The organism is Phenylobacterium glaciei (assembly GCF_016772415.1).
GTDB classification, from domain to species: Bacteria; Pseudomonadota; Alphaproteobacteria; order Caulobacterales; family Caulobacteraceae; genus Phenylobacterium; species Phenylobacterium glaciei.
The window spans coordinates 1,673,578-1,692,205 of the sequence record NZ_JAGSGD010000001.1; the positions used below are offsets into that span (position 1 = coordinate 1,673,578).

21 protein-coding genes and 1 tRNA gene are annotated in these 18,628 nt (G+C 67.6%); 16 read left to right on the plus strand and 6 right to left on the minus strand.

The features are described 5' to 3' along the window. Positions 1 to 171: 171 nt before the first annotated feature. The gene (locus tag JKL49_RS08065; RefSeq protein ID WP_215339696.1) at positions 172 to 645 is read right to left on the minus strand and encodes an AAA family ATPase; all 474 of its coding nucleotides are present in this window, start codon (positions 643 to 645) and stop codon (positions 172 to 174) included. Positions 646 to 793: 148 nt separating this feature from the next. Continuing rightward, complete coding sequence (locus tag JKL49_RS08070) at positions 794 to 1,648, minus strand: MBL fold metallo-hydrolase (RefSeq protein ID WP_215339697.1); 855 nt, start codon at positions 1,646 to 1,648, stop codon at positions 794 to 796. A gap of 72 nt (positions 1,649 to 1,720) precedes the next feature. Here JKL49_RS08070 and JKL49_RS08075 point away from each other — a divergent pair, with 72 nt between their 5' ends. The 5 genes from JKL49_RS08075 to JKL49_RS08095 all read left to right on the plus strand — a co-directional run bounded on the left by JKL49_RS08075 (position 1,721) and on the right by JKL49_RS08095 (position 6,068). Further along, positions 1,721 to 2,050 (plus strand): ArsR/SmtB family transcription factor, encoded by a 330-nt coding sequence (locus JKL49_RS08075; RefSeq protein WP_215339698.1) that lies wholly within the window; start codon positions 1,721 to 1,723, stop codon positions 2,048 to 2,050. Positions 2,051 to 2,052: 2 nt separating this feature from the next. Continuing rightward, positions 2,053 to 2,838, plus strand: a complete 786-nt coding sequence (locus JKL49_RS08080; protein WP_215339699.1) for a sulfite exporter TauE/SafE family protein — start codon at positions 2,053 to 2,055, stop codon at positions 2,836 to 2,838. Between the two features lie 73 nt (positions 2,839 to 2,911). Then, a complete protein-coding gene (locus JKL49_RS08085; protein ID WP_215339700.1) occupies positions 2,912 to 3,952 on the plus strand; it encodes an ATP-grasp domain-containing protein in 1,041 nt (346 codons plus the stop codon). Further along, on the plus strand, positions 3,949 to 4,551 hold the full coding sequence (locus JKL49_RS08090; RefSeq protein WP_215339701.1) for a glutathione S-transferase family protein: 603 nt from the start codon (positions 3,949 to 3,951) through the stop codon (positions 4,549 to 4,551). The genes JKL49_RS08085 and JKL49_RS08090 overlap by 4 nt, the downstream gene beginning before the upstream one ends. 83 nt (positions 4,552 to 4,634) lie before the next feature. Beyond that, on the plus strand, positions 4,635 to 6,068 hold the full coding sequence (locus tag JKL49_RS08095; protein ID WP_215339702.1) for a coniferyl aldehyde dehydrogenase: 1,434 nt from the start codon (positions 4,635 to 4,637) through the stop codon (positions 6,066 to 6,068). Here the strand turns inward: JKL49_RS08095 and JKL49_RS08100 are convergent. After that, positions 6,065 to 6,415, minus strand: a complete 351-nt coding sequence (locus JKL49_RS08100) for an Hpt domain-containing protein (RefSeq protein WP_215339703.1) — start codon at positions 6,413 to 6,415, stop codon at positions 6,065 to 6,067. The two genes, JKL49_RS08095 and JKL49_RS08100, sit on opposite strands and share 4 nt — an antisense overlap. Before the next feature lie 92 nt (positions 6,416 to 6,507). Between JKL49_RS08100 and JKL49_RS08105 the strand changes: the two genes are divergently transcribed. Both JKL49_RS08105 and JKL49_RS08110 read left to right on the plus strand, forming a co-directional pair. Next, positions 6,508 to 6,583, plus strand: a tRNA-Lys gene (locus JKL49_RS08105). A gap of 180 nt (positions 6,584 to 6,763) precedes the next feature. Then, positions 6,764 to 8,566 (plus strand): flavin-containing monooxygenase, encoded by a 1,803-nt coding sequence (locus tag JKL49_RS08110; protein WP_215339704.1) that lies wholly within the window; start codon positions 6,764 to 6,766, stop codon positions 8,564 to 8,566. Between the two features lie 106 nt (positions 8,567 to 8,672). Here JKL49_RS08110 and gcvA read toward each other — a convergent pair whose 3' ends face one another. Then, positions 8,673 to 9,629: a transcriptional regulator GcvA gene (gcvA, locus tag JKL49_RS08115; protein ID WP_215339705.1), complete on the minus strand. Its 957-nt coding sequence runs from the start codon at positions 9,627 to 9,629 to the stop codon at positions 8,673 to 8,675. A 178-nt stretch (positions 9,630 to 9,807) separates the two neighbouring features. Here gcvA and cobA point away from each other — a divergent pair, with 178 nt between their 5' ends. The 6 genes from cobA to JKL49_RS08145 all read left to right on the plus strand — a co-directional run bounded on the left by cobA (position 9,808) and on the right by JKL49_RS08145 (position 14,798). After that, the gene (gene cobA, locus JKL49_RS08120; RefSeq protein WP_215339706.1) at positions 9,808 to 10,656 is read left to right on the plus strand and encodes a uroporphyrinogen-III C-methyltransferase; all 849 of its coding nucleotides are present in this window, start codon (positions 9,808 to 9,810) and stop codon (positions 10,654 to 10,656) included. Then, entirely contained in the window at positions 10,653 to 11,012 is a 360-nt protein-coding gene (locus tag JKL49_RS08125) for a DUF2849 domain-containing protein (RefSeq protein WP_215339707.1), read from the plus strand. The genes cobA and JKL49_RS08125 overlap by 4 nt, the downstream gene beginning before the upstream one ends. Before the next feature lie 5 nt (positions 11,013 to 11,017). Next, positions 11,018 to 12,673, plus strand: coding sequence for a nitrite/sulfite reductase (locus JKL49_RS08130; RefSeq protein ID WP_215339708.1), 1,656 nt, complete (start codon positions 11,018 to 11,020; stop codon positions 12,671 to 12,673). Then, positions 12,657 to 13,160 carry a DUF934 domain-containing protein gene (locus tag JKL49_RS08135; protein WP_215339709.1) on the plus strand — a complete coding sequence of 168 codons (504 nt, stop codon included), beginning with the start codon at positions 12,657 to 12,659 and terminating at the stop codon, positions 13,158 to 13,160. The genes JKL49_RS08130 and JKL49_RS08135 overlap by 17 nt, the downstream gene beginning before the upstream one ends. A 2-nt stretch (positions 13,161 to 13,162) precedes the next feature. After that, positions 13,163 to 13,900 (plus strand): phosphoadenylyl-sulfate reductase, encoded by a 738-nt coding sequence (locus JKL49_RS08140; protein WP_215339710.1) that lies wholly within the window; start codon positions 13,163 to 13,165, stop codon positions 13,898 to 13,900. An 88-nt stretch (positions 13,901 to 13,988) separates the two neighbouring features. Then, on the plus strand, positions 13,989 to 14,798 hold the full coding sequence (locus JKL49_RS08145; protein ID WP_215339711.1) for a ferredoxin--NADP reductase: 810 nt from the start codon (positions 13,989 to 13,991) through the stop codon (positions 14,796 to 14,798). A gap of 46 nt (positions 14,799 to 14,844) precedes the next feature. Here JKL49_RS08145 and JKL49_RS08150 read toward each other — a convergent pair whose 3' ends face one another. Next, positions 14,845 to 15,324, minus strand: a complete 480-nt coding sequence (locus tag JKL49_RS08150) for a 3D domain-containing protein (RefSeq protein WP_215339712.1) — start codon at positions 15,322 to 15,324, stop codon at positions 14,845 to 14,847. 167 nt (positions 15,325 to 15,491) lie between these two features. On the opposite strand from JKL49_RS08150, the gene JKL49_RS08155 reads away from it, so the two are divergent. After that, on the plus strand, positions 15,492 to 16,073 hold the full coding sequence (locus JKL49_RS08155; RefSeq protein WP_215339713.1) for a glutathione S-transferase family protein: 582 nt from the start codon (positions 15,492 to 15,494) through the stop codon (positions 16,071 to 16,073). A gap of 86 nt (positions 16,074 to 16,159) precedes the next feature. After that, positions 16,160 to 17,167, plus strand: a complete 1,008-nt coding sequence (locus tag JKL49_RS08160) for a phospholipase C/P1 nuclease family protein (RefSeq protein WP_215339714.1) — start codon at positions 16,160 to 16,162, stop codon at positions 17,165 to 17,167. Positions 17,168 to 17,171: 4 nt separating this feature from the next. Here JKL49_RS08160 and JKL49_RS08165 read toward each other — a convergent pair whose 3' ends face one another. Next, positions 17,172 to 17,651, minus strand: a complete 480-nt coding sequence (locus JKL49_RS08165; RefSeq protein ID WP_215339715.1) for a low affinity iron permease family protein — start codon at positions 17,649 to 17,651, stop codon at positions 17,172 to 17,174. Between the two features lie 80 nt (positions 17,652 to 17,731). Here JKL49_RS08165 and folD point away from each other — a divergent pair, with 80 nt between their 5' ends. Then, on the plus strand, positions 17,732 to 18,628 hold the full coding sequence (gene folD / locus JKL49_RS08170) for a bifunctional methylenetetrahydrofolate dehydrogenase/methenyltetrahydrofolate cyclohydrolase FolD (RefSeq protein ID WP_215339716.1): 897 nt from the start codon (positions 17,732 to 17,734) through the stop codon (positions 18,626 to 18,628).

Consider the following 18,628-nt stretch of genomic DNA (forward strand, 5'->3'; position numbering starts at 1 on the left):
TTGGTTGGACATGTGTCCGTCCGTCGGAGAGCTCAACGCGGTCGCACGGTGGCGGTTCCTCAACGCCAGCCTGCCACCTGAGCTTGCTGGTCGCCAGGCCTCATCGGAAGGCATGACTATGGCAGATGCCCTCGTCGCAGAGGACCCAGGATTGATCCGATGCATCGGACCTCAGAGCGCATCCACGAAGGCCGCGACGTCCTGGTCGGTCCGCAGCCGGACGACCGGTACATCGGGTCCGTATTGCAGCCGCAGCGCCTCTATGCGTGGCCGGTTTTGGCGGTCGAAACCCCAGATGAACTTCAGCACCGTGAGGAGATCGCCGCGCTGGTGCATCTCGCCCTTCCGGAACACCCGCGTGATCGCGCGCCAGGCGCAGGTGAGGCGAGGGCGGTCCAGCCACACTACCAGGTCGGTCCTCGGCATCCGCAGGTCGAAGGTCACGGCGGCGAAGTTGCCGTCGCTGATCCAGGCGTCGGCGACGTGCCGTTCCGCCAGCGTCGCGCGGAACTCCGGCGTCTCCTGGGTCTTTCCGCGCCAGATGGCGTCCAGGTCAATCACCGGCGCCCCAGTCTTCTCCGACAAGCGGCGCGCCAGGGTGGTCTTGCCGCTGCCGGCGCAGCCGAGCAGGAGGATGCGGGTCATTCAACTCCTCTAGACCGCGCGGAGGAGGCCGCCCAGACCTAGACCCTGTCCCGCCTTGAATCAAGTCAGACGGGATGAACAGGGTCGTCGGCTTTGTCTGGAGCCCATCTTCTCCCGTCACGATGATCCATCGTGACGGGGCTGGGCTCTAGGCCATGGTCACCGGCAGTTTGAGGAAAATGTGACCGCCGGGCGAGGGCGCCGGCAGGGCGCCGGCCCGGATGTTCACCTGCAGCGACGGCAGGATCAGGGTCGGCGGCGCCAGGGTGGCGTCGCGGGCCTGGCGCATGGCGACGAAGTCAGCCTCGTCGACACCGTCATGGGCGTGGATGTTGTGGGCCTTCTCGTCCGCAACAGTGCTTTCCCAGGCGACCTCCGTGCGGCCGGCCGGCAGATAGTCGTGACCCACGAAGACGCGGGTCTGCGGCGGCAAGGTCATGATCCTGCGGATGGAACGGTAGAGGGTGGCGGCGTCCCCGCCGGGGAAGTCGGCCCGGGCAGTGCCGTAGTCGGGCATGAACAGGGTGTCGCCCACGAAAGCGGCGTCGCCGATCAGGTAGGTGACGCAGGCCGGGGTGTGGCCTGGGGTGTGTAGCACCCGTATGCCCAGCTCGCCGAGCGGCAGTTCGTCGCCGTCCTTGACCAGTCGATCGAAGTCCGCCCCTGCGGGCGCCAAATTCTCCATCTCGAAGAAGGGCGCGAACACCTTCTGCACCTTGGTGATCTCCGCGCCGATCACCACGGGCACGCCGGTCCTGCGGCGGATGTGGTCGGCCGCCGACAGGTGGTCCGCGTGGGCATGGGTCTCCAGGACATAGGCCAGGGTGAGGTCCTGGTCGCTCACGGCCTTGAGGACCGCGTCGGCCGAGCCGGTGGAGAGCTTGCCGCCCTTGGGCTCGAAATCCAGCACCGGATCGATGATCGCGGCAGTCTTGCCGTCCGACACCAGATAGGTGGCGGTGGAGGTGGCCGGATCGAAAAACGCTTGAACCTTGGGGGTCATGATCAGAGCCTTCCTCTTGTGGCTCGATATATAAGATGTTGCTAAATTAGAAACAACTAATATATTGGCGCCATGTTCGATCTCGCGAACTTCGACATCACACTGTTCGAGGCCCGAGCCTCCGAGGCGGCCAAGCTGCTTCGGGCCCTCGGCAACGAGCGGCGTCTGATGATCCTATGCCAGCTCACCGGCGGTGAGCGGTCTGTCGGGGAGCTACAGCCCCTGGTGGGCCTCTCTCAGTCGGCCCTGTCCCAGCACCTCGCGGTGCTGCGGGAGGAGGGCGTCGTGGCCACCCGCCGCGACGGCCAGACTATCTGGTACCGGATCGAGGACCCCGCTTCGATCGCGGTGGTGGCGACGCTTGCGGAGATTTTCTGTCCTTCCGGCGGCTTGGAGACCTAGTGATGGACCTGCCGATCCTCAGCCTGGTCCTCGCCGTTCTGGGCGGCGCGGTGATCGGCCTGCTGCTCTCGGTGTTCGGGGGCGGCGGTTCGGTACTGGCCACGCCGCTGCTGATCTATGTGGTGGGCGTGCGAGATCCCCACGTCGCCATCGGCACCTCCGCCGCCGCCGTGGCGGTCAACGCCCTGGTGGGGCTGGGCGCACAGGCGCGCGCCGGTCGGGTGAAGTGGCGCTGCGCCAGCGTGTTCGCCGTCTCCGGCCTGCTTGGCACGCTGATCGGCGCGCATCTGGCCAAGCAGGTGGCGGGCGGCGATCTGATCCTCTGGTTCGCGGTGGCCATGGCGGCCGTGGGCGGTTCCATGCTGATCCCGCGCAAGGGGACCGGGGACCCCTTCGTCACCCTGACTCCAGCCCTGACCGCGAAGTTGGCGCCCTTGGGCCTGCTGGTGGGGTTGGCGGCGGGCTTCTTCGGGATCGGCGGCGGCTTCCTGATCGTCCCTGGGCTTATGGCCGCGACAGGCATGACCATGGCCCATGCGGCGGCCTCATCCCTGGTCTCGGTGGTGCTGTTCGGCGCCGCCACCAGCGCCAGCTACGCCGCGTCGGGCCAGATCGACTGGGAGGTCTTCCTGGCCCTGGTGGCCGGGGGTGGGCTCGGCGCCCTGGCCGGCGGTCCCGTCGCCAGGATCCTGGCCGATCGGGCGATCCTTGCGCGCCAGGTCTTCGCGCTCTTCGTCATCGCCACCGCGGCCTATGTCGCCGCCCGCGCATTGCACGTCCTGGGCTAGTCCTTGGCCGCCTCTGGACTTCCGAGGCGGCGACGGGCATCGCTGTGCCGAGTTGTTGAAGAGTCTCAGTACGTTGTCAGCCCGCGCCGATCTTGCCAGCTATCTCATCCTTATGGGCATCCCCGATGATGGACGGGTCCGGGCCGAGAACCAGGGCCTGCTCCGCCGTCCGACCTACACCTTCTTCGGGACCGCCAGCTACCTGGACTATCTGAGGGCGGCGTTCGCCGGGGCCCAGGAGATCTGGCTCGGCCCGCCGGCGGGACCGATGGATCTGAAGGTGAAGGCGGGACCCATGGTCAACTATCTCGCCGACCCGGACATCTACAGCATCGCCCTCGGCAAGGCGGAGCGCATCGTCCAGGCCATGGGCCGGCCTTGCCTCAACAGTCCCGCCGCGGTGCTGAGATCGGGGCGCGACCACGTTGCGCGGGCCCTGGCCGATGTGCCGGGCGTCGTGGTTCCGCGGACCGAGAGGCTGATCGCGTCCGGCCCTGCCGATCTCGCCCGGGTCATCGCCGAGCGGCGCATCACCTATCCCTTGCTCGTCCGCCCGCTCGGCGCCCACGGCGGCGAGCGCCTCCTGAGGTTCGAGACCCGGGAAGTCCTGGAGACCCTGGTCGCCGGCTGGATGTGCGACGCGGCGGTCTATGTCACCGAGTTCCATCCCTTCATCGATCCAGACGGGATGTATCGGAAGCACCGGCTGGCGGTGATCGGCGACCGCGTCATCCTGCGCCACGTCATCATCGGCGACGGCTGGCTGCTGAACGCCGACACCCAGGCCGCCGGCACGGAGGCCGATGAGGCGGCCCGGCTGGGGTCCTTCGAGGCCGATCTCCTGCCGAAGATCGCCCCCGCGGTCGCCGAGATCAGCCGCCGCCTGGGGCTCGACGTCTTCGGCATCGACTGCCACCTCGACGACGAGGGGCGGATGCTGCTGTTCGAGGCCAATGCCTGCATGAATTTCCTGGCGCGCACGGTCCCGCCGCCCAATATGTGGGACGCGCCCGTCGAGGCGATACGGACGGCCCTTCTCGATCTGCTGGCTGACCCGACACGGTGGCGCTGCTGCGTTGGCGCCCGCGCGCCGGTCAAAGGAACTCCGCCATGAAGCTGCTCTTCTCGCCCCCGTCGCCCTATGCCCGCAAGGTGCGGATCTGCGCTCAGGAGCTTGGGATCGCGCTGGAGGAGATCGTGGTCGGCGCCAATCCGGCCGCCGCGGCCGCCGATCCCGTCCTGGCCGCCGCCAACCCGTTGGCCAAGATCCCGACCCTGGTGCTGGACGACGGCCGGGCGATCTATGACAGCGCGGTGATCGTCGACTATCTCGACAGCCTCACCGACAGGGCGCTGGCGCCCCGCTCCGGCGACGCCCGCTGGGCCGCCCTGGTGGAGCAGGCCGCCGCCGACGGCATCCTGGATGCGGCCCTGCTCAGCCGCTACGAACTGTTCCTGCGCCCCAAGGCCCTGCGCTGGCCGGAATGGGTGGAGGGGCAGTCGGGCAAGATCGAGCGGGCCCTGGACCTGTTCGAGGGGTCGGTCCGCGACGCCGCCAATCCGGGCCTGGGGGACATCTGCGTGGCCTGCGCCCTGGGCTATCTGGACCTGCGCTTTCCCAACAACGGCTGGCGCACAACTCACCCGAAGCTGACCGCCTGCTTCACCGAAATCTCGGAGCGGCCGAGCCTGAAATCCACCGTCCCGGCCTGACCCAACGGCAGGCGCAAAGCCTGCTAAGCTCCGGTTACGGCGGCCGTCCCAAGAGCCCGCCGACGACCGGAGGACAGACGACCATGGCCCACGACGCCGCCTCGATGAACGCCCTGTTGGCCAAGCAGAAGGCCGCCCACCTGCGCGACGGCGCGCCCACCGCCCAACAGCGGATCGCGCGGATCGATCGCTGCATCGGCCTGCTGGTAGACAACCGCAAGGCCATCGAGGACGCGGTGAACGCCGACTTCGGCTCCCGCTCGCGGGAGGCCACCGCCTTCACCGATATCGCCGGCTCCATCGGCCCGCTGAAGCACGCCCGCGACAGCCTGACCAAGTGGATGAAGCCGGAGAAGCGCAAGACCACACCCGCGATCCTGGGCCTGTTCGGCGCCAAGGCTGAGGTGCGCTTCCAGCCCAAGGGGGTGATCGGCATCATCAGCCCCTGGAACTTCCCGGTGAACCTGACCTTCGCGCCCTTGGCCGGCGTGCTGGCCGCCGGCAACCGCGCCCTGATCAAGCCCTCGGAATTCACCCCGGCGACCTCTGACCTGCTGGCCACCATGTTCGCCAGCGTCTTCTCCGACGAGGAGGTGGCGGTGATCACGGGCGGGCCGGAGGTGGGCCAGGCCTTCTCCGAACTGGCCTTCGACCATCTGATCTTCACCGGCGCGACCTCCATCGCCCGGCACGTCATGAAGGCGGCCTCGGCCAACCTCGTGCCGCTGACCCTGGAGTTGGGCGGCAAGAGCCCGGTGATCATCGGCAAGTCCGCCGACATGGGCACGGCCGCGGCCCGCGTCATGAACGGCAAGACCCTGAACGCCGGGCAGATCTGTCTGGCGCCCGACTACGTCATGGCCCCGAAGGACCAGCTGGAGGCCTTCATCGGCCACGCCCAGGGGGCGGTGGCCAAGATGTTCCCGACGATCCGCGACAACCCCGACTACACCGCCATCGTCGCCGATCGGCACTATGACCGCATCAAGGGCTATGTGGACGACGCCCGGGCCAAGGGCGCGCGGATCATCGAGCTGAAGCCCGAGGGCGAGGATCTGAGCCAGCAGGAACACCGCAAGATCGCGCCCACCCTGATCATCGACCCCACCGACGACATGAAGGTGATGCAGGAGGAGATCTTCGGCCCCCTGCTGCCGGTGAAGACCTATTCCGGCGTCGACGAGGCCATCGCCTATGTGAACGCTCACGACCGCCCGCTCGGCCTCTACTATTTCGGCGACGATGACGCGGAGAAGGAGAAGGTGCTGAACGGAACCACGGCCGGCGGAGTGACCATCAACGACGTGATTTTCCATGTCGCCCAGGAAGAGTTGCCCTTCGGCGGGGTGGGGCCCTCGGGCATGGGCAGCTATCACGGCCAGGACGGCTTCCGCGAGTTCAGCCACCGCAAGTCGATCTACACCCAGATCAAGAAGGACATCGGCCCGCTGCTGACCATGCGTCCGCCCTATGGGCCGGGCATCCGCAAGTATCTCGAAGGCGCGATGAAGCGCTAACCCTTCGGGGTCTTGAGGGACTGCAACGCCCGCTCGTGGGCGTAGGCCGCCACGTCGGTTAAGGCGGCCTGGAGGGCGACCCGAACGCTCTCCAGCCGTCCGGCCCCCTGTTGCTCGGCGATCTCGCAGGCGTCCCCCAGCTGGAAGGCCCCGACGCCCCGCGCCGCGCCCTTGATGGTGTGGACGGCGTCGAGCCAGCCCTCGCTGGTCGCATCCAGCATTGTCGACCACAGATTGGCCTGCTCGCGGAACAGGGCCAGGACCTCGTCCACGACGCCCTGATCGCCCGCGGCGAAGCCTTCGAGGTACGCAAAATCCACCGCGCCGGTGAGGTCCCGCCTGGCCAAAAAATTCGTCCCCTTACCCGCCTTGCTTTCAGCGAGGCTTCAAGTATGTTCCGCGCCCTTGCCGCTAGGCCCTCGCGGGCTTCGAACGGTACGGGTGCATAGCTCAGTTGGTAGAGCAGCTGACTCTTAATCAGCGGGTCGTAGGTTCGAATCCTACTGCACCCACCATTCGCTTGGTGGACGTACTTTTCCAGACCTTCACAACATGAGCCATCGCCGCCCGGCGCGTGGAGAATCTCCGCCCATGGCTAGCCTTGGCAGGCGCCATACTCTATCTTCTAAGTTACGACTCCGGCCCTGGTGGCTCAGGTGTTTGTTTTCTTTGAATTTAAGACTGAGGCCATTGAAATGACCACCGAGGCTGTGACGACGATCGACAAGAAGGCCCTGCTCGCCAAATACATCGCCGAGCGCGACAAGCGGCTGCGGACTGACGGCAACGCCCAGTACCTGGAGGTGAAGGGCAATCTCGCCCACTATCTCGACGATCCCTACACGCCCCGCGTCGAGCGGGCGCCCAAGACCGACCACGTCACCTTCGCCTTCGTCGGCGGCGGGTTCGCAGGTTTGGTGACCGGGGCCCGCCTGGTGGAGCAGGGCGTCACCGATGTCCGCATCATCGAGAAGGGCGGCGACTTCGGCGGCACCTGGTACTGGAACCGTTATCCGGGCGCCCAGTGCGACACCGCCTCGATGATCTACATGCCGCTGCTCGAAGAAACCGGCCACATGCCGACCGAGAAGTACGCCCACGCTCCGGAAATCCTCGAGCAGTGCCAGCGGATCGGCAAGCAGTACGGCCTGTATGAAAACGCCTTGTTCCACACCGAGGTGCAGGACCTGCGCTGGGACGCGAGCCGCTCGGTCTGGGTGATCAAGACCAACCGCGGCGACGAATTCACCGCCAGCTTCATCGGCCTGGGCACCGGGCCTCTTCATGTTCCGAAACTTCCGGGCATTCCCGGCATCGAGACCTATAAGGGCCATTCGTTCCACACCAGCCGGTGGGACTACGACTACACCGGCGGCGACCCCAAGGGCGCCAAGATGGAGAAGCTGGCCGACAAGCGCGTCGCCATCATCGGCACCGGCGCCACCTCTGTGCAGGCGGTGCCGCACCTGGCCAAGGCCTGCAAGGAACTCTACGTCGTCCAGCGCACCCCGTCCTCGGTGGACGTCCGCGCCAACAAGCCCATCGATCCCGAGTGGTTCGCCGAGATCGCCACCCCGGGCTGGCAGAAGCGCTGGCTGGAGAACTTCACCGCCAACCAGGCCGGCGGAAACGCCGAGGAAGACCTGGTGATGGACGGCTGGACTGATCTGTCGCGCCGCATTCGCGCCAAGATTTCCCAACTGCCCCGCGAGGACATGACCCCGCTGAAGATGCTGGCCGCCTATGAGGATAGCGACTTCGAGAAGATGGAGGAGATCCGCGCGCGGGCGGTCGCTATCGTCGAGGACCGCGACACCGCCGAGAAGCTGAAGGCCTGGTATCGCCAGCTCTGCAAGCGCCCGTGCTTCCACGACGCCTACCTGCAAGCCTTCAACGAGCCCGCCGCCCACCTGGTGGACACCGACGGCAAGGGCGTGGAGCGCATCACCGAGAAGGGCTTCGTGGTGGCCGGCGTCGAGTATGAGGTCGACTGCATCATCTACGCCTCGGGTTTCGAAGTCGGCACCGAGTACAAGCGCCGCGCGGGCTTCGACCTGACCGGCGTCGATGGCCTGAAACTGTCGGACGCCTGGGCCGAGGGCATGAAGTCCAAGCATGGCATCCACGTCCTGGGCTTCCCCAACGCCTTCTTTGTGCAGCCGACGCAAGGGGCTAACCTGATCTCAAACGTGCCGCACAACCTGACGGAATCGGGCCGCACCATCGCCCTGACGGTCAAGCACGCCCTCGACGTCGGGGCCAAGGAGGTGGAGGTCACGCCCGAGGCCCAGAAGGCCTGGGTCGACCTGCTGCTGACCGGCGCCGGCCGCATGCTGGGCGCGCCAGACTGCACGCCGGGCTATTACAACAACGAGGGTCAGGACGCCGGCCCGGGCGCCAAGTACAATGTCGGCTATCCGGCCGGCGCCACGGCCTTCTTCAAGTACATCGAGGCCTGGCGGACGTCCGGGCAGTTCGAGGGGTTGAGTTTCCGGTAGCAATCCACGTCATCCCGGACGCCGATAGGCGATCCGGGACCCAGGGGGGTGATGGCGGCCCCTGGGTCCCGGCTCTTCGCTTCGCTCCGGCCGGGATGACGTTGAGTTAAATCCCCGCCCCGTTGTCCAGCGCCTGCAGCGCCAGTTCGTGGGCCTCGGCTTCGGCGGTGATCCAGTTGATGAAGGCCTTCACCTGGGGCAGCCGGCCCTTGGCCTTGGGGTGGACGACGTAATACGCGAAGTCGACCGCCGTGGAGATCTGCAGCGGCGAGACCAGGCGGCCGGCGTCCAGGTCGGCCTGGGCCAGGGTGCGCTTGGCCAGCGCCACGCCGCGACCGTTGGCGGCGGCCTCGATCACCATGCTGGACTGGTTGAAGCGGGGGCCTCGGGTGCCGTCGACGCCCTTCACGCCGCGGGCCGCCAGCCACATGGTCCAGTCGGGGCAGCTATCGTCCGGCTCGGGCGAGCCGTCGTGCAGCAGGATGTGGCCCAGCAGGTCTGCCGGGGAGTTCAGCGGATTGGACGCCTGGAGCTCGGGGCTCAGCACCGGCACCACGGTCTCGCCGATCAGCCGGCGGACCTCCAGGCCCGGATAGCGTCCGGCGCCGTAGCGGATGGCCACGTCCACCTCGCCGGCGGTGAGGTCCACCAGTTCCAGCCCGGCCGACAGCCAGACGTCCACCTGCGGATGCAGCTCCTCGAACTTGCCGAGGCGGGGCACGAGCCACTTGGCGGCGAAGGAGGGGGCGGCGGTCAGGGTCAGGCGGCGGCCGTCCACGGCGGCGGTCAGCATGGAGGCGGCCTCGGCCAGCCGGTCGAAGGCCTCGCGCAGGGCGGGCAGGGCGGTCTGGGCCGCGTCGGTCAGCAGCAGGCCCTTGGGGGTGCGCTTGAACAGCGAGGCGCCCACATAGTCTTCCAGGTTCTGAATCTGCTGGCTCACCGCGCCGGGCGTCACCGACAGCTCGTCGGCGGCGCGTGAGAAGTTCAGGTGGCGGGCGGCGGCCTCGAACGCGCGGAGGGCGTTGAGCGGCGGCAACCTGCGGCGCGGCGCGTCGCGTTCCATGGAGTTTTCCTGACAGCCCCGGCAGAAGACCTTGGCTTGCGAATTGGGCCCTTCGAGACCAGTTTGCAAGCGTCCGGCGGTGTATAGGCCCTTTTCATCGGTGGACATCGGGCGGGGCGGGTGTCGAGCCCGCGCCGCTTCAAAACTCAAGCCTCGTCGTTAGAGAACCTTAAAGCCCATGTCGCATCGCGCGCCCAAGGCCCCCGCCGCCAACCGCCTGGTCGTCCTGGGCGGCGACGGCGTGCGTGCGGCAGGCTCCGTGTGGCTGGTGGGCGCGGGCCCCGGCGACCCGGAACTGCTGACCCTCAAGGCCTTCAAGGTCCTGGCGACCGCCGATGTGGTGGTCCACGACGGCCTGGTGAGCGACGAGATCCTGGACCTGGCGCCGGTGTCGGCCCGCCGGATCTCGGTCGCCAAGCGCAAGTCGCGGCACTCCTACGCCCAGGACGAAATCAACCGCATGCTGACAGCCTTCGCCCTGGAGGGCCTGACGGTCATCCGGCTGAAGGGCGGCGACCCGTTCATCTTCGGCCGCGGCGGCGAGGAGCTTGAAGCCTGCCGCGAGGCCGGTGTCGCCTGCTACGTGGTGCCCGGCGTCACCGCCGCCCTGGCTTCGGCCGCTAGCGCCGGCGCGCCCCTGACCCATCGCGGCGCGGCCCAGGCGGTCACCTTCGTCACCGGCCATGCGGCCACGGGCGAAACGCCAGACTTGGACTGGGCGAGCCTGGCAAAGCCCAACCACACCGTGGTGATCTATATGGGCGTCTCCACGGCCGCCGCGATCGCCACGCGCCTGATGGACGCGGGCCGCGCGGCGTCGACCCCGGCCCTGATCGTCGAGAAGGCCAGCCGCGCCGACGAGCGCCGCGTGGTCACCGACCTGGCCGGCCTGGCGGAGGCCGCCGCGCAAGTTTCCGGTCCCGCCCTGCTGATCGTGGGCGAGGCCATGGCGCTGGCCCAGGCCGGGACCGCCCAGTTTGTTCAAAGTATCGAAGCTCGGGGTCTCGAGCGGGGAGTGGGATCATGAAAGCCTTGACCGCCAATCGTCTGGACGACGGCGAGGTCGTCTTCTGGAAAGCCGGGCAGTGGGTGGAACGGTTCGCCGACGCCGAGCTGTTTTCCGACGACCCCACCGGCGAGGCCGCCGAGGGCCAGGGCAAGTCCCAGCCCAACACGGTGATCGACGTCTATCTGATCGACCTGATCGAGAGCGAAGGCCTCTGGGCGCCGCTCAGCTACCGCGAACGTATCCGGGCGCTCGGCCCCCCCAATCATCCGGGCCATGGCAAGCAGGCCGAGGGCGGCGCGGCCATCGAGGCCCTGATGCACGCCACCGGCGCCTCGCGGTCCACGGGCCGCGTCAACCTGATCAAGCGTAAGTAGGGCCGATGTATCAGTACGACACCCTCGACAAGGAATTCCTGGCCGACCGGGCCGCCGAGTTCAAGGAACAGGTGCAACGCCGCCTGGCCGGCGAGATCACCGAAGATCAGTTCAAGGCGCTGCGTCTGCGCAACGGCCTGTACCTGCAGCTGCACGCCTACATGCTGCGGGTCGCCATCCCCTATGGCTCGCTGAACGCTGTCCAGCTGCGCAAGCTGGCTGATATCGGCCGCCGATACGACAAGGGCTACGGCCACTTCACCACCCGCACCAACCTGCAGTTCCACTGGATCAAACTGCGCGAGACGCCGGCGATCCTGGAGGAGCTGGCCACTGTCGACCTGCACGCCATCCAGACCAGCGGCAACTGCATCCGCAACGTCACCTCCGACCCCTATGCCGGCGCCACCGCCGAAGAGATCGACGACCCGCGCGTCTGGTCCGAGGCCATCCGCCAGTGGTCGATGCTGCACCCCGAGTTCAGCCACCTGCCGCGCAAGTTCAAGTTCGCGGTCACCGCCTCGCCCAAGGATCGCACGGCAGCCCGGGTTCACGACATCGGCCTGGTGGTCCGCCGGGCCCGTGACGGGACCATGGGCTTTGAGGTGATCGTCGGCGGCGGGATGGGGCGCACACCCTATGTCGGCCCGACCATCCGCGAGTTCCTGCCGGCCAACCGGCTGTTCTCGTACCTGGACGCTGTTCTGCGCGTCTACAACCGCCACGGCCGCCGCGACAACAGCTACAAGGCCCGCATCAAGATCCTGGTGGCCGCCCTGGGCGCCGATGAGTTCCGCCGCCAGGTCGAGGAAGAGTGGGAGAAGGTCGGCCCCGGCGCCGACATGCCCGACACCGAGATCGCCCGCATCCGCGCGGCCTTCGCGCCCAAGGCCTTCGACACCCTGGTGAACCGCTCGGAAGCCTTCGAGACCGCCAAGGCCGCCGACCCGGCCTTCGCGCGCTTCGCCCGCAACAACCTCAAGCCCCACAAGCGGCCCGGCTACACCATCGTCGAGATCTCGCTCAAGGGGATCGGCGACACCCCTGGCGACGCCACCTCCGATCAGATGGACGTGGTGGCCGACCTGGGCGAACGCTACGGCCAGAACGACATCCGGGTGACCCACGAGCAAAACCTGGTCCTGCCACACGTGAAGCTGGACGACGCGCCGGCGGTGTTCGCGGCCCTGGCCGCGGCGGGCCTGGCGACGCCCAACATCAACCTGATCACCGACATCATCGCCTGCCCGGGCCTGGACTACTGCGCGCTCGCCAATGCCCGCGCAATCCCGATCGCCCAGGACATCGCCCACCGCTTCGCCGACCAGGACCGCGCCGAGCTGGTGGGGGAGCTGAAGATCAAGATCAGCGGCTGCATCAACGCCTGCGGCCACCACCATGTCGGCCACATCGGCATCCTGGGCGTCGATAAGAAGGGCGAGGAGTTCTACCAACTCACCCTGGGCGGCTCCGGGGCCGAGGACGCCGAGGTCGGCAAGATGCTGGGCCCGGCGCTTCCCGCCGACCGCGTCACCGACGCCATCGACACCATCGTCGAGGTCTATCTGCGCGAGCGGGCCGAGGGCGAACGCTTCCTCGACACTTTCCGCCGCACGGGCGTCGCCCCCTTCAAGGAGGCTGTCTATGCCGAAGCTCATTAGGATCGAGGGCGGCCAGTTCGTCTCCGCCGACGACCCCTTCACCCACGTCGCCGACGACGAGGGCCTGCCCCCGGGCGACGTGATCATCTCGCTCACCCGGTTCTCCTCCGAGGGCGACACCCTGATCTCCCAGGGCCGCGCCGTCGGCGTGCGCATCGAGCCGGACGAGGAGGTTGAGGCGCTGGCCTATGACCTGCCCAAGGTGGCGGTGGTGGCCGTCGCCTTCCCGAAATACCGCGACGGCCGGGGCTTCTCCACGGCCCACCTGCTGCGCGCCCGCTTCGGCTTCAAGGGCGAGGTCCGGGCGGTGGGGGAGGTGCTCCGCGAGGAGGCCAACTTCCTGACCCGCTGCGGCTGTGACTCCTTTGAACCTGCTGACGGCTCGAGTCCTGCCCAATGGGCCCACGCCGCCAATCGTCATCGTCACGTCTATCAACGCGCCGCCGACGGCCGGACCCCGGCCTTCACCGAGCGCGCGGAGTCCTGAGCATGGCCTTTGATCAACTGGAACGCCCGCAGATCGCCCTGCGCCTCGATGCCGAACTGCGCCACGCCCATCCGGTGACGGTGCTGGAATCGGCCGTCGAGACCTTCGGCGACAAGCTGGCCCTGGTCTCGTCCTTCGGGGCGGAGTCGGCGGTGCTGCTGCACATGGTGTCCAGGATCAAGCCGGACATGCCGATCATGTTCCTCGACACCGGCATGCTGTTTGGCCAGACGCTGGACTACCGGCGCAACCTGGCCGCCAAGCTGGGCCTTACCGACGTGCGCGACCTGCGGCCGCTCTATACCGACCTGGCCACCGTCGATCCCAAGGCCAACCTCTGGCAGACCGACACCGACGCCTGCTGCAACATCCGCAAGGTGATCCCGCTGGACAGCGCCCTGAAGGGCTTCGACGGCTGGATCACCGGCCGCAAGCGCTTCCACGGCGGCGATCGCCTGTCCCTGCCGGTGGTGGAGCAGGCCGACGGCCAGGTGAAGTTCAATCCCCTGGCCAACTGGGGCAAGACCGAGCTGGACGCCTACATGGCCGAGCACGACCTGCCGGCCCACCCCCTGGTGGCCCAGGGCTTCCCCTCCATCGGCTGCTGGCCTTGCACCAAGGCCGTGGAAGAGGGCGAAGATGTGCGCGCCGGTCGCTGGGCGGGTTCCGAAAAGACCGAATGCGGCATACATGTCGCCCGCGCGCCCGACGCCGTTACGAATGTCGGCGGCGATATCTAGTCCGCGACCGGGAGTGTGACAGCCGAAAGTGGATACCGGTTTCGGCGACCGTCACGCGACAAACCATAGAGTTTTAAGCAGACCGATCATGACCGATGTGACCGCCGCCGCCCCGGCCAAGAAGGCCGGCGCCTTCCTCTATGAGACCGTGACCTGGGTCCAGCACTGGACCGACAGCCTGTTCTCGTTCCGCACCACCCGCGATCCGGCCTTCCGCTTCCAGAGCGGCCAGTTCGTGATGGTGGGCCTGGAGGTCGACGGCAAGCCGCTGCTGCGCGCCTATTCCATCGCCTCGCCGTCCTGGCACGACGAGCTGGAGTTCTATTCGATCAAGGTCGAGAGCGGCCCCCTGACCTCGCGCCTGCAGAAGATCGCCGTCGGCGACCAGGTGCTGATCGGCAAGAAGCCCACCGGCACCCTGGTGCTGGACGGGCTGAAGCCCGGCAAGCGCCTCTACATGCTGGGCACCGGCACCGGCCTGGCCCCCTGGCTGAGCCTGGCCCGTGACCCAGAGGTCTATGACCGCTTCGACGAGGTGATCGTCACCCACACGGTGCGCAATGTCGCCGACCTGAACTACCGCGAACTGTTCGAGACCGAGCTGCCGCAGGACGAGATACTGGGCGAGATCGTCGCCCCCAAGCTGCGCTACTATCCCACCGTCACCCGCGAGCCCTTCAAGCACCAGGGCCGGATCACCGACCTGATCGCCTCGGGCAAGATCTTCGAGGACCTGGGCGTTCCGCCTCTGGACCCGGCCGTCGACCGTCTGATGCTGTGCGGCGGCCCCTCGGTCCTGGCCGACCTGAAGATCCTGCTGGAAGCCCGGGGGTATGTTGAGGGGTCTCTGGCCTCGCCGGGCGACTACGTGCTCGAGCGGGCCTTCGTCGAGACCTGAGGTTCAGATCCTCCCCCAGCGCTTAGCGGGATGAGAGCATCGCGGGTCAGTTCGGCGGGCAGCCCTTGAACTGGCCGGCCTTGGTGACCGTCAGTTGGGAGAGGTTCAGTGGACGCATGGGCTTCATGGAGCCCGCACCGGCGCCGGTGAACAGGTCGATGCGCTGGCCCTTGATCGCGCCGCCCACGTCGGAGGCATACCAGTAACCGTCGTGGGTGCCGCCGTCGGGCATGGACAGGCCCACAGTTTCCTTGATGAACAGGATCGTGCGGCGCGGGATCAGGTTGCGGTCGATGGCGGCGGTGCGCATGGCGACGACCTTGCAGCCCAGGGAGTCCAGCCCGCCCACGCCCTTGGCGCCGGCGTGATAGAGCGTCGCGCGCAGACGGTAGTCAGCCGAACCGGGCACCGTGCCGGTCAGGGCGTTCATCAGGAGGTCCCCGATGGGGTCGGACGGCGCGGCATGCGCTCCGCCTCCGAAAGCCAGAAGGGGAAGGGCGGCCAGGGCGGCGAGGTGGCGTCCCATATGGGGATCCTACGTCGTTGATCTGTCAGCGGGGGTCTGAGTACCGGGACTCTGGCGCGAGGGCAACCCCGTTGAATAGCTCTGCTAACACCCACCTGTAGACAGCATCGATTGCGCCTGTGGATGCTTCGTCTATGAACCCGCGTACAGCAACGGGGGCAGGGCCTATGCGCATCTTTGGCGACTCGATCTCAGGCAACTGCCTGAAGGTGAAGTGGACGGCCGATCATCTCGGCCTGACCTATGAGTGGATCGAGACCGACGTCATGAAGGCCCAGAGCCGGACGCCGGAATTCCTGGCCATGAACCCGGCCGGGCAGGTTCCCGCCGTGATCCTCGACGACGGCCGGCCGCTGGCCCAGTCCAACGCCATCATCCTGCACCTGGCGGAGGGATCGGATTTGATCCCCACCGACGCCTATGAGCGGGCCCGCATGCTGGAGTGGATGTTCTGGGAGCAGTACAGCCACGAGCCCTATGTGGCCGTCGCCCGTTTCCAGGTGCGGTTCCAGGGCAAGCCGGTGGCCGACCTGGAACCCAAGATCGTGGAGCGCGGCAAGGCCGCCCTGCAGCGGTTGGAGGATGGTCTGGCCGCGTCGCCCTTCCTGGTGGGCGACCGGGTCAGCCTCGCCGACGTCGCCCTGGTGGCCTACACGCGAGAGGCTGGCGACGGGGGTTTCAGGCTGTCGGACTATCCGAAGGTGCAGGCCTGGATCGCGCGGACCGAAAAGGCGCTGAAGATCGCCTAGGGCGTTCCGCGACAGTCTGGTGAAATCCCGGCGACCTTGGCGCCGGGAGGCTTGCCTTCCCGGAGACGGGGGCTCAAATCGGCGACATGAAAATCCGCGCCCTGCATCTCGCCGCTCTCCTGCTCGCCGCCGCGCCGGCGCCCGCCCTGGCCTGGGGCAATATGGGCCACCGGATGGTGGGGCAGGCGGCCATGGAGGGCCTGCCCGCCGCCGTGCCGGCTTTCCTACGCACCCCGGCCGCCGCCGCCGCCGTGGGGGAGCTCTCCCGTGAACCCGACCGCTCCAAGGGCTCGGGTAAGGTCCATGACAGCAACCGCGATCCAGGCCACTTCGTCGATCTGGAAGATGACGGCCGCATTCTGGGCGGACCGCGCCTGGACGCCCTGCCGCCCACCCGAGCGGAGTACGAGGCCGCCCTGCGCGCCGTGGGACAGGATAGCTGGAAGGGCGGTTACCTGCCCTATTCCATCGTCGACCAGTACCAGCAGCTCACCACCGACTTCGCCTACTGGCGCGTCGAGATGGCGGCCGAGCCGCGACAGAAGGACAAGGCCCGCCGCGCCTGGATGCATGCCGACCGCGTGCGCCGCGAGCAGCAGGTGCTGTCGACCATCGGCTACCTGTCCCACTTCGTCGGCGACGGCTCCCAGCCGCTGCATATCAGCGCGCACTACAACGGCTGGGGGGACTATCCGAACCCCAATGGCTACACCACCGCCAAGGTCCACGGGCCCTTCGAGGAGGCTTTCGTGGGCGCCAATGTCCGTGAGCCGGCGGTGCGCGCGCAGATGACGCCGTTCAAGTCCTGCGGCTGCGCCATCGAAAAGCGGGTGGCCGACTATCTCGCCGTCGCAGGGGCGCAGGCCGAGCCCTTCTACCAGTTGGAGAAGGCCGGAGGCTTCCTTGGCGCCGATCCGAAGGGGATCGCCTTCGCCACCGTCCGGGTCGCCGCTGGGGCGTCGGAACTGCGCGACCTGGTCGCTGAGGCCTGGACCGCCAGCGCGGGCGTCAAGATCGGTTGGCCGGCGGTCAGCGTGGCCGATGTGCTGGCGGGCAAGGCCGATCCCTACGAAGCGCTTTACGGGCGCAACTGACGCACTAGGCGGCCTTATTCTTCGCGGCGGGCGCCTTCTTGGCGGAGGTCACCGCCGCCTTCTTCTTGCTGGCGTGCAGACTGGGCACGTCGGTGCGGGCGCCGCCTTTTTTGGTCACCAGCCGCAGCTCCGTGGCGTTCTTGTCGCACTCGGCCAGGATCGCCTCGAGTTCCTTGTCGGTGAGGTTCTCGATGCCGATGAAGCCGTTCTCGCCCTCCGAGACGCGGATCAGCTCGTCGAGCTTGGCGTGCAGGGCGTTGTTGTCGCGGTTCTGGGTGTTCTGGATCAGGAACACCATCAAGAAGGTGATGATGGTGGTGGCCGTGTTGATCACCAGCTGCCAGGTGTCGGAAAAGCCGAACATGGGCCCCGACAGTCCCCAAAGCACCACCAAGCCACAGCAGATCGCGAACACTGCGGGCCGGCCGGTCCATTTGGACACCGCCGTCGAGAATTTCGTGAAGAAGGCTGTGAACCCCGACATGTGTCCGCTCCTGGCCGCATTGCGCGGCGCAGCGTGAACGGATAGTCGAACCCCGAGTTCCGGCGGAAACAGGAGCCTTCATGACCTCAGCCCACACCATCGACGTGAAGTCCCTGGCCGAACTGGTCCGCGCCCAGGCGGCCGGTGAAGTCGCCATGCTCAAGGCCGAGCATGGCATCCAGCCGGGCCTGGCGGTGGTGCTGGTGGGCGAGGATCCGGCCAGCCAGGTCTATGTGCGCTCCAAGGGGGAACATTCCCAGGCCGCGGGCATGCATTCGGAGACCCACCGGCTGCCCGCCGAGACGACGCAGGACGAGCTGATGGCCCTGGTGGAGCAGCTCAATGACGACCCCAAGATCCATGGCATCCTGGTCCAGATGCCGCTGCCGGGCCACCTGGATGAGAAGATGGTCCTGGCGGCCATGGACCCCAACAAGGATGTGGACGGCCTGACGGTGGTCAATGCCGGCCTGCTGGCCAGCGGCATGCCCGCGCTCATTCCCTGCACCCCGCTGGGCTGCATGCTGGTGCTGCGCCAGACCCTGGGAAATCTGTCGGGCAAACGCGCGGTGGTGGTGGGCAGATCAGTGTTGGTGGGCCGCCCGATCGCTCAGCTGCTGCTGCAGGCCGACTGCACGGTGACCATCGCCCATTCGCGGACCGTCGACCTGCCCGCCGTCTGCCGCGAGGCCGACATCCTGGTGGCCGCGGTCGGCCGTCCTCAGATGATCAAGGGCGACTGGATCAAGCCCGGCGCCACCGTCATCGACGTCGGCATCAACCGTGTGCCCTTCCGCGATCCGGTCAAGGCCGCGGAGGGCAAGACCAAGCTGGTGGGCGACGTGGCCTTCAAGGAGGCCGAGAAGGTCGCCGCCAATATCACCCCGGTCCCGGGCGGCATCGGCCTGATGACCGTGGCCTGCCTGCTGGCCAACACCGTCACCGCAGCCAAGCGCATCAATGGGCTGGACGGGTAG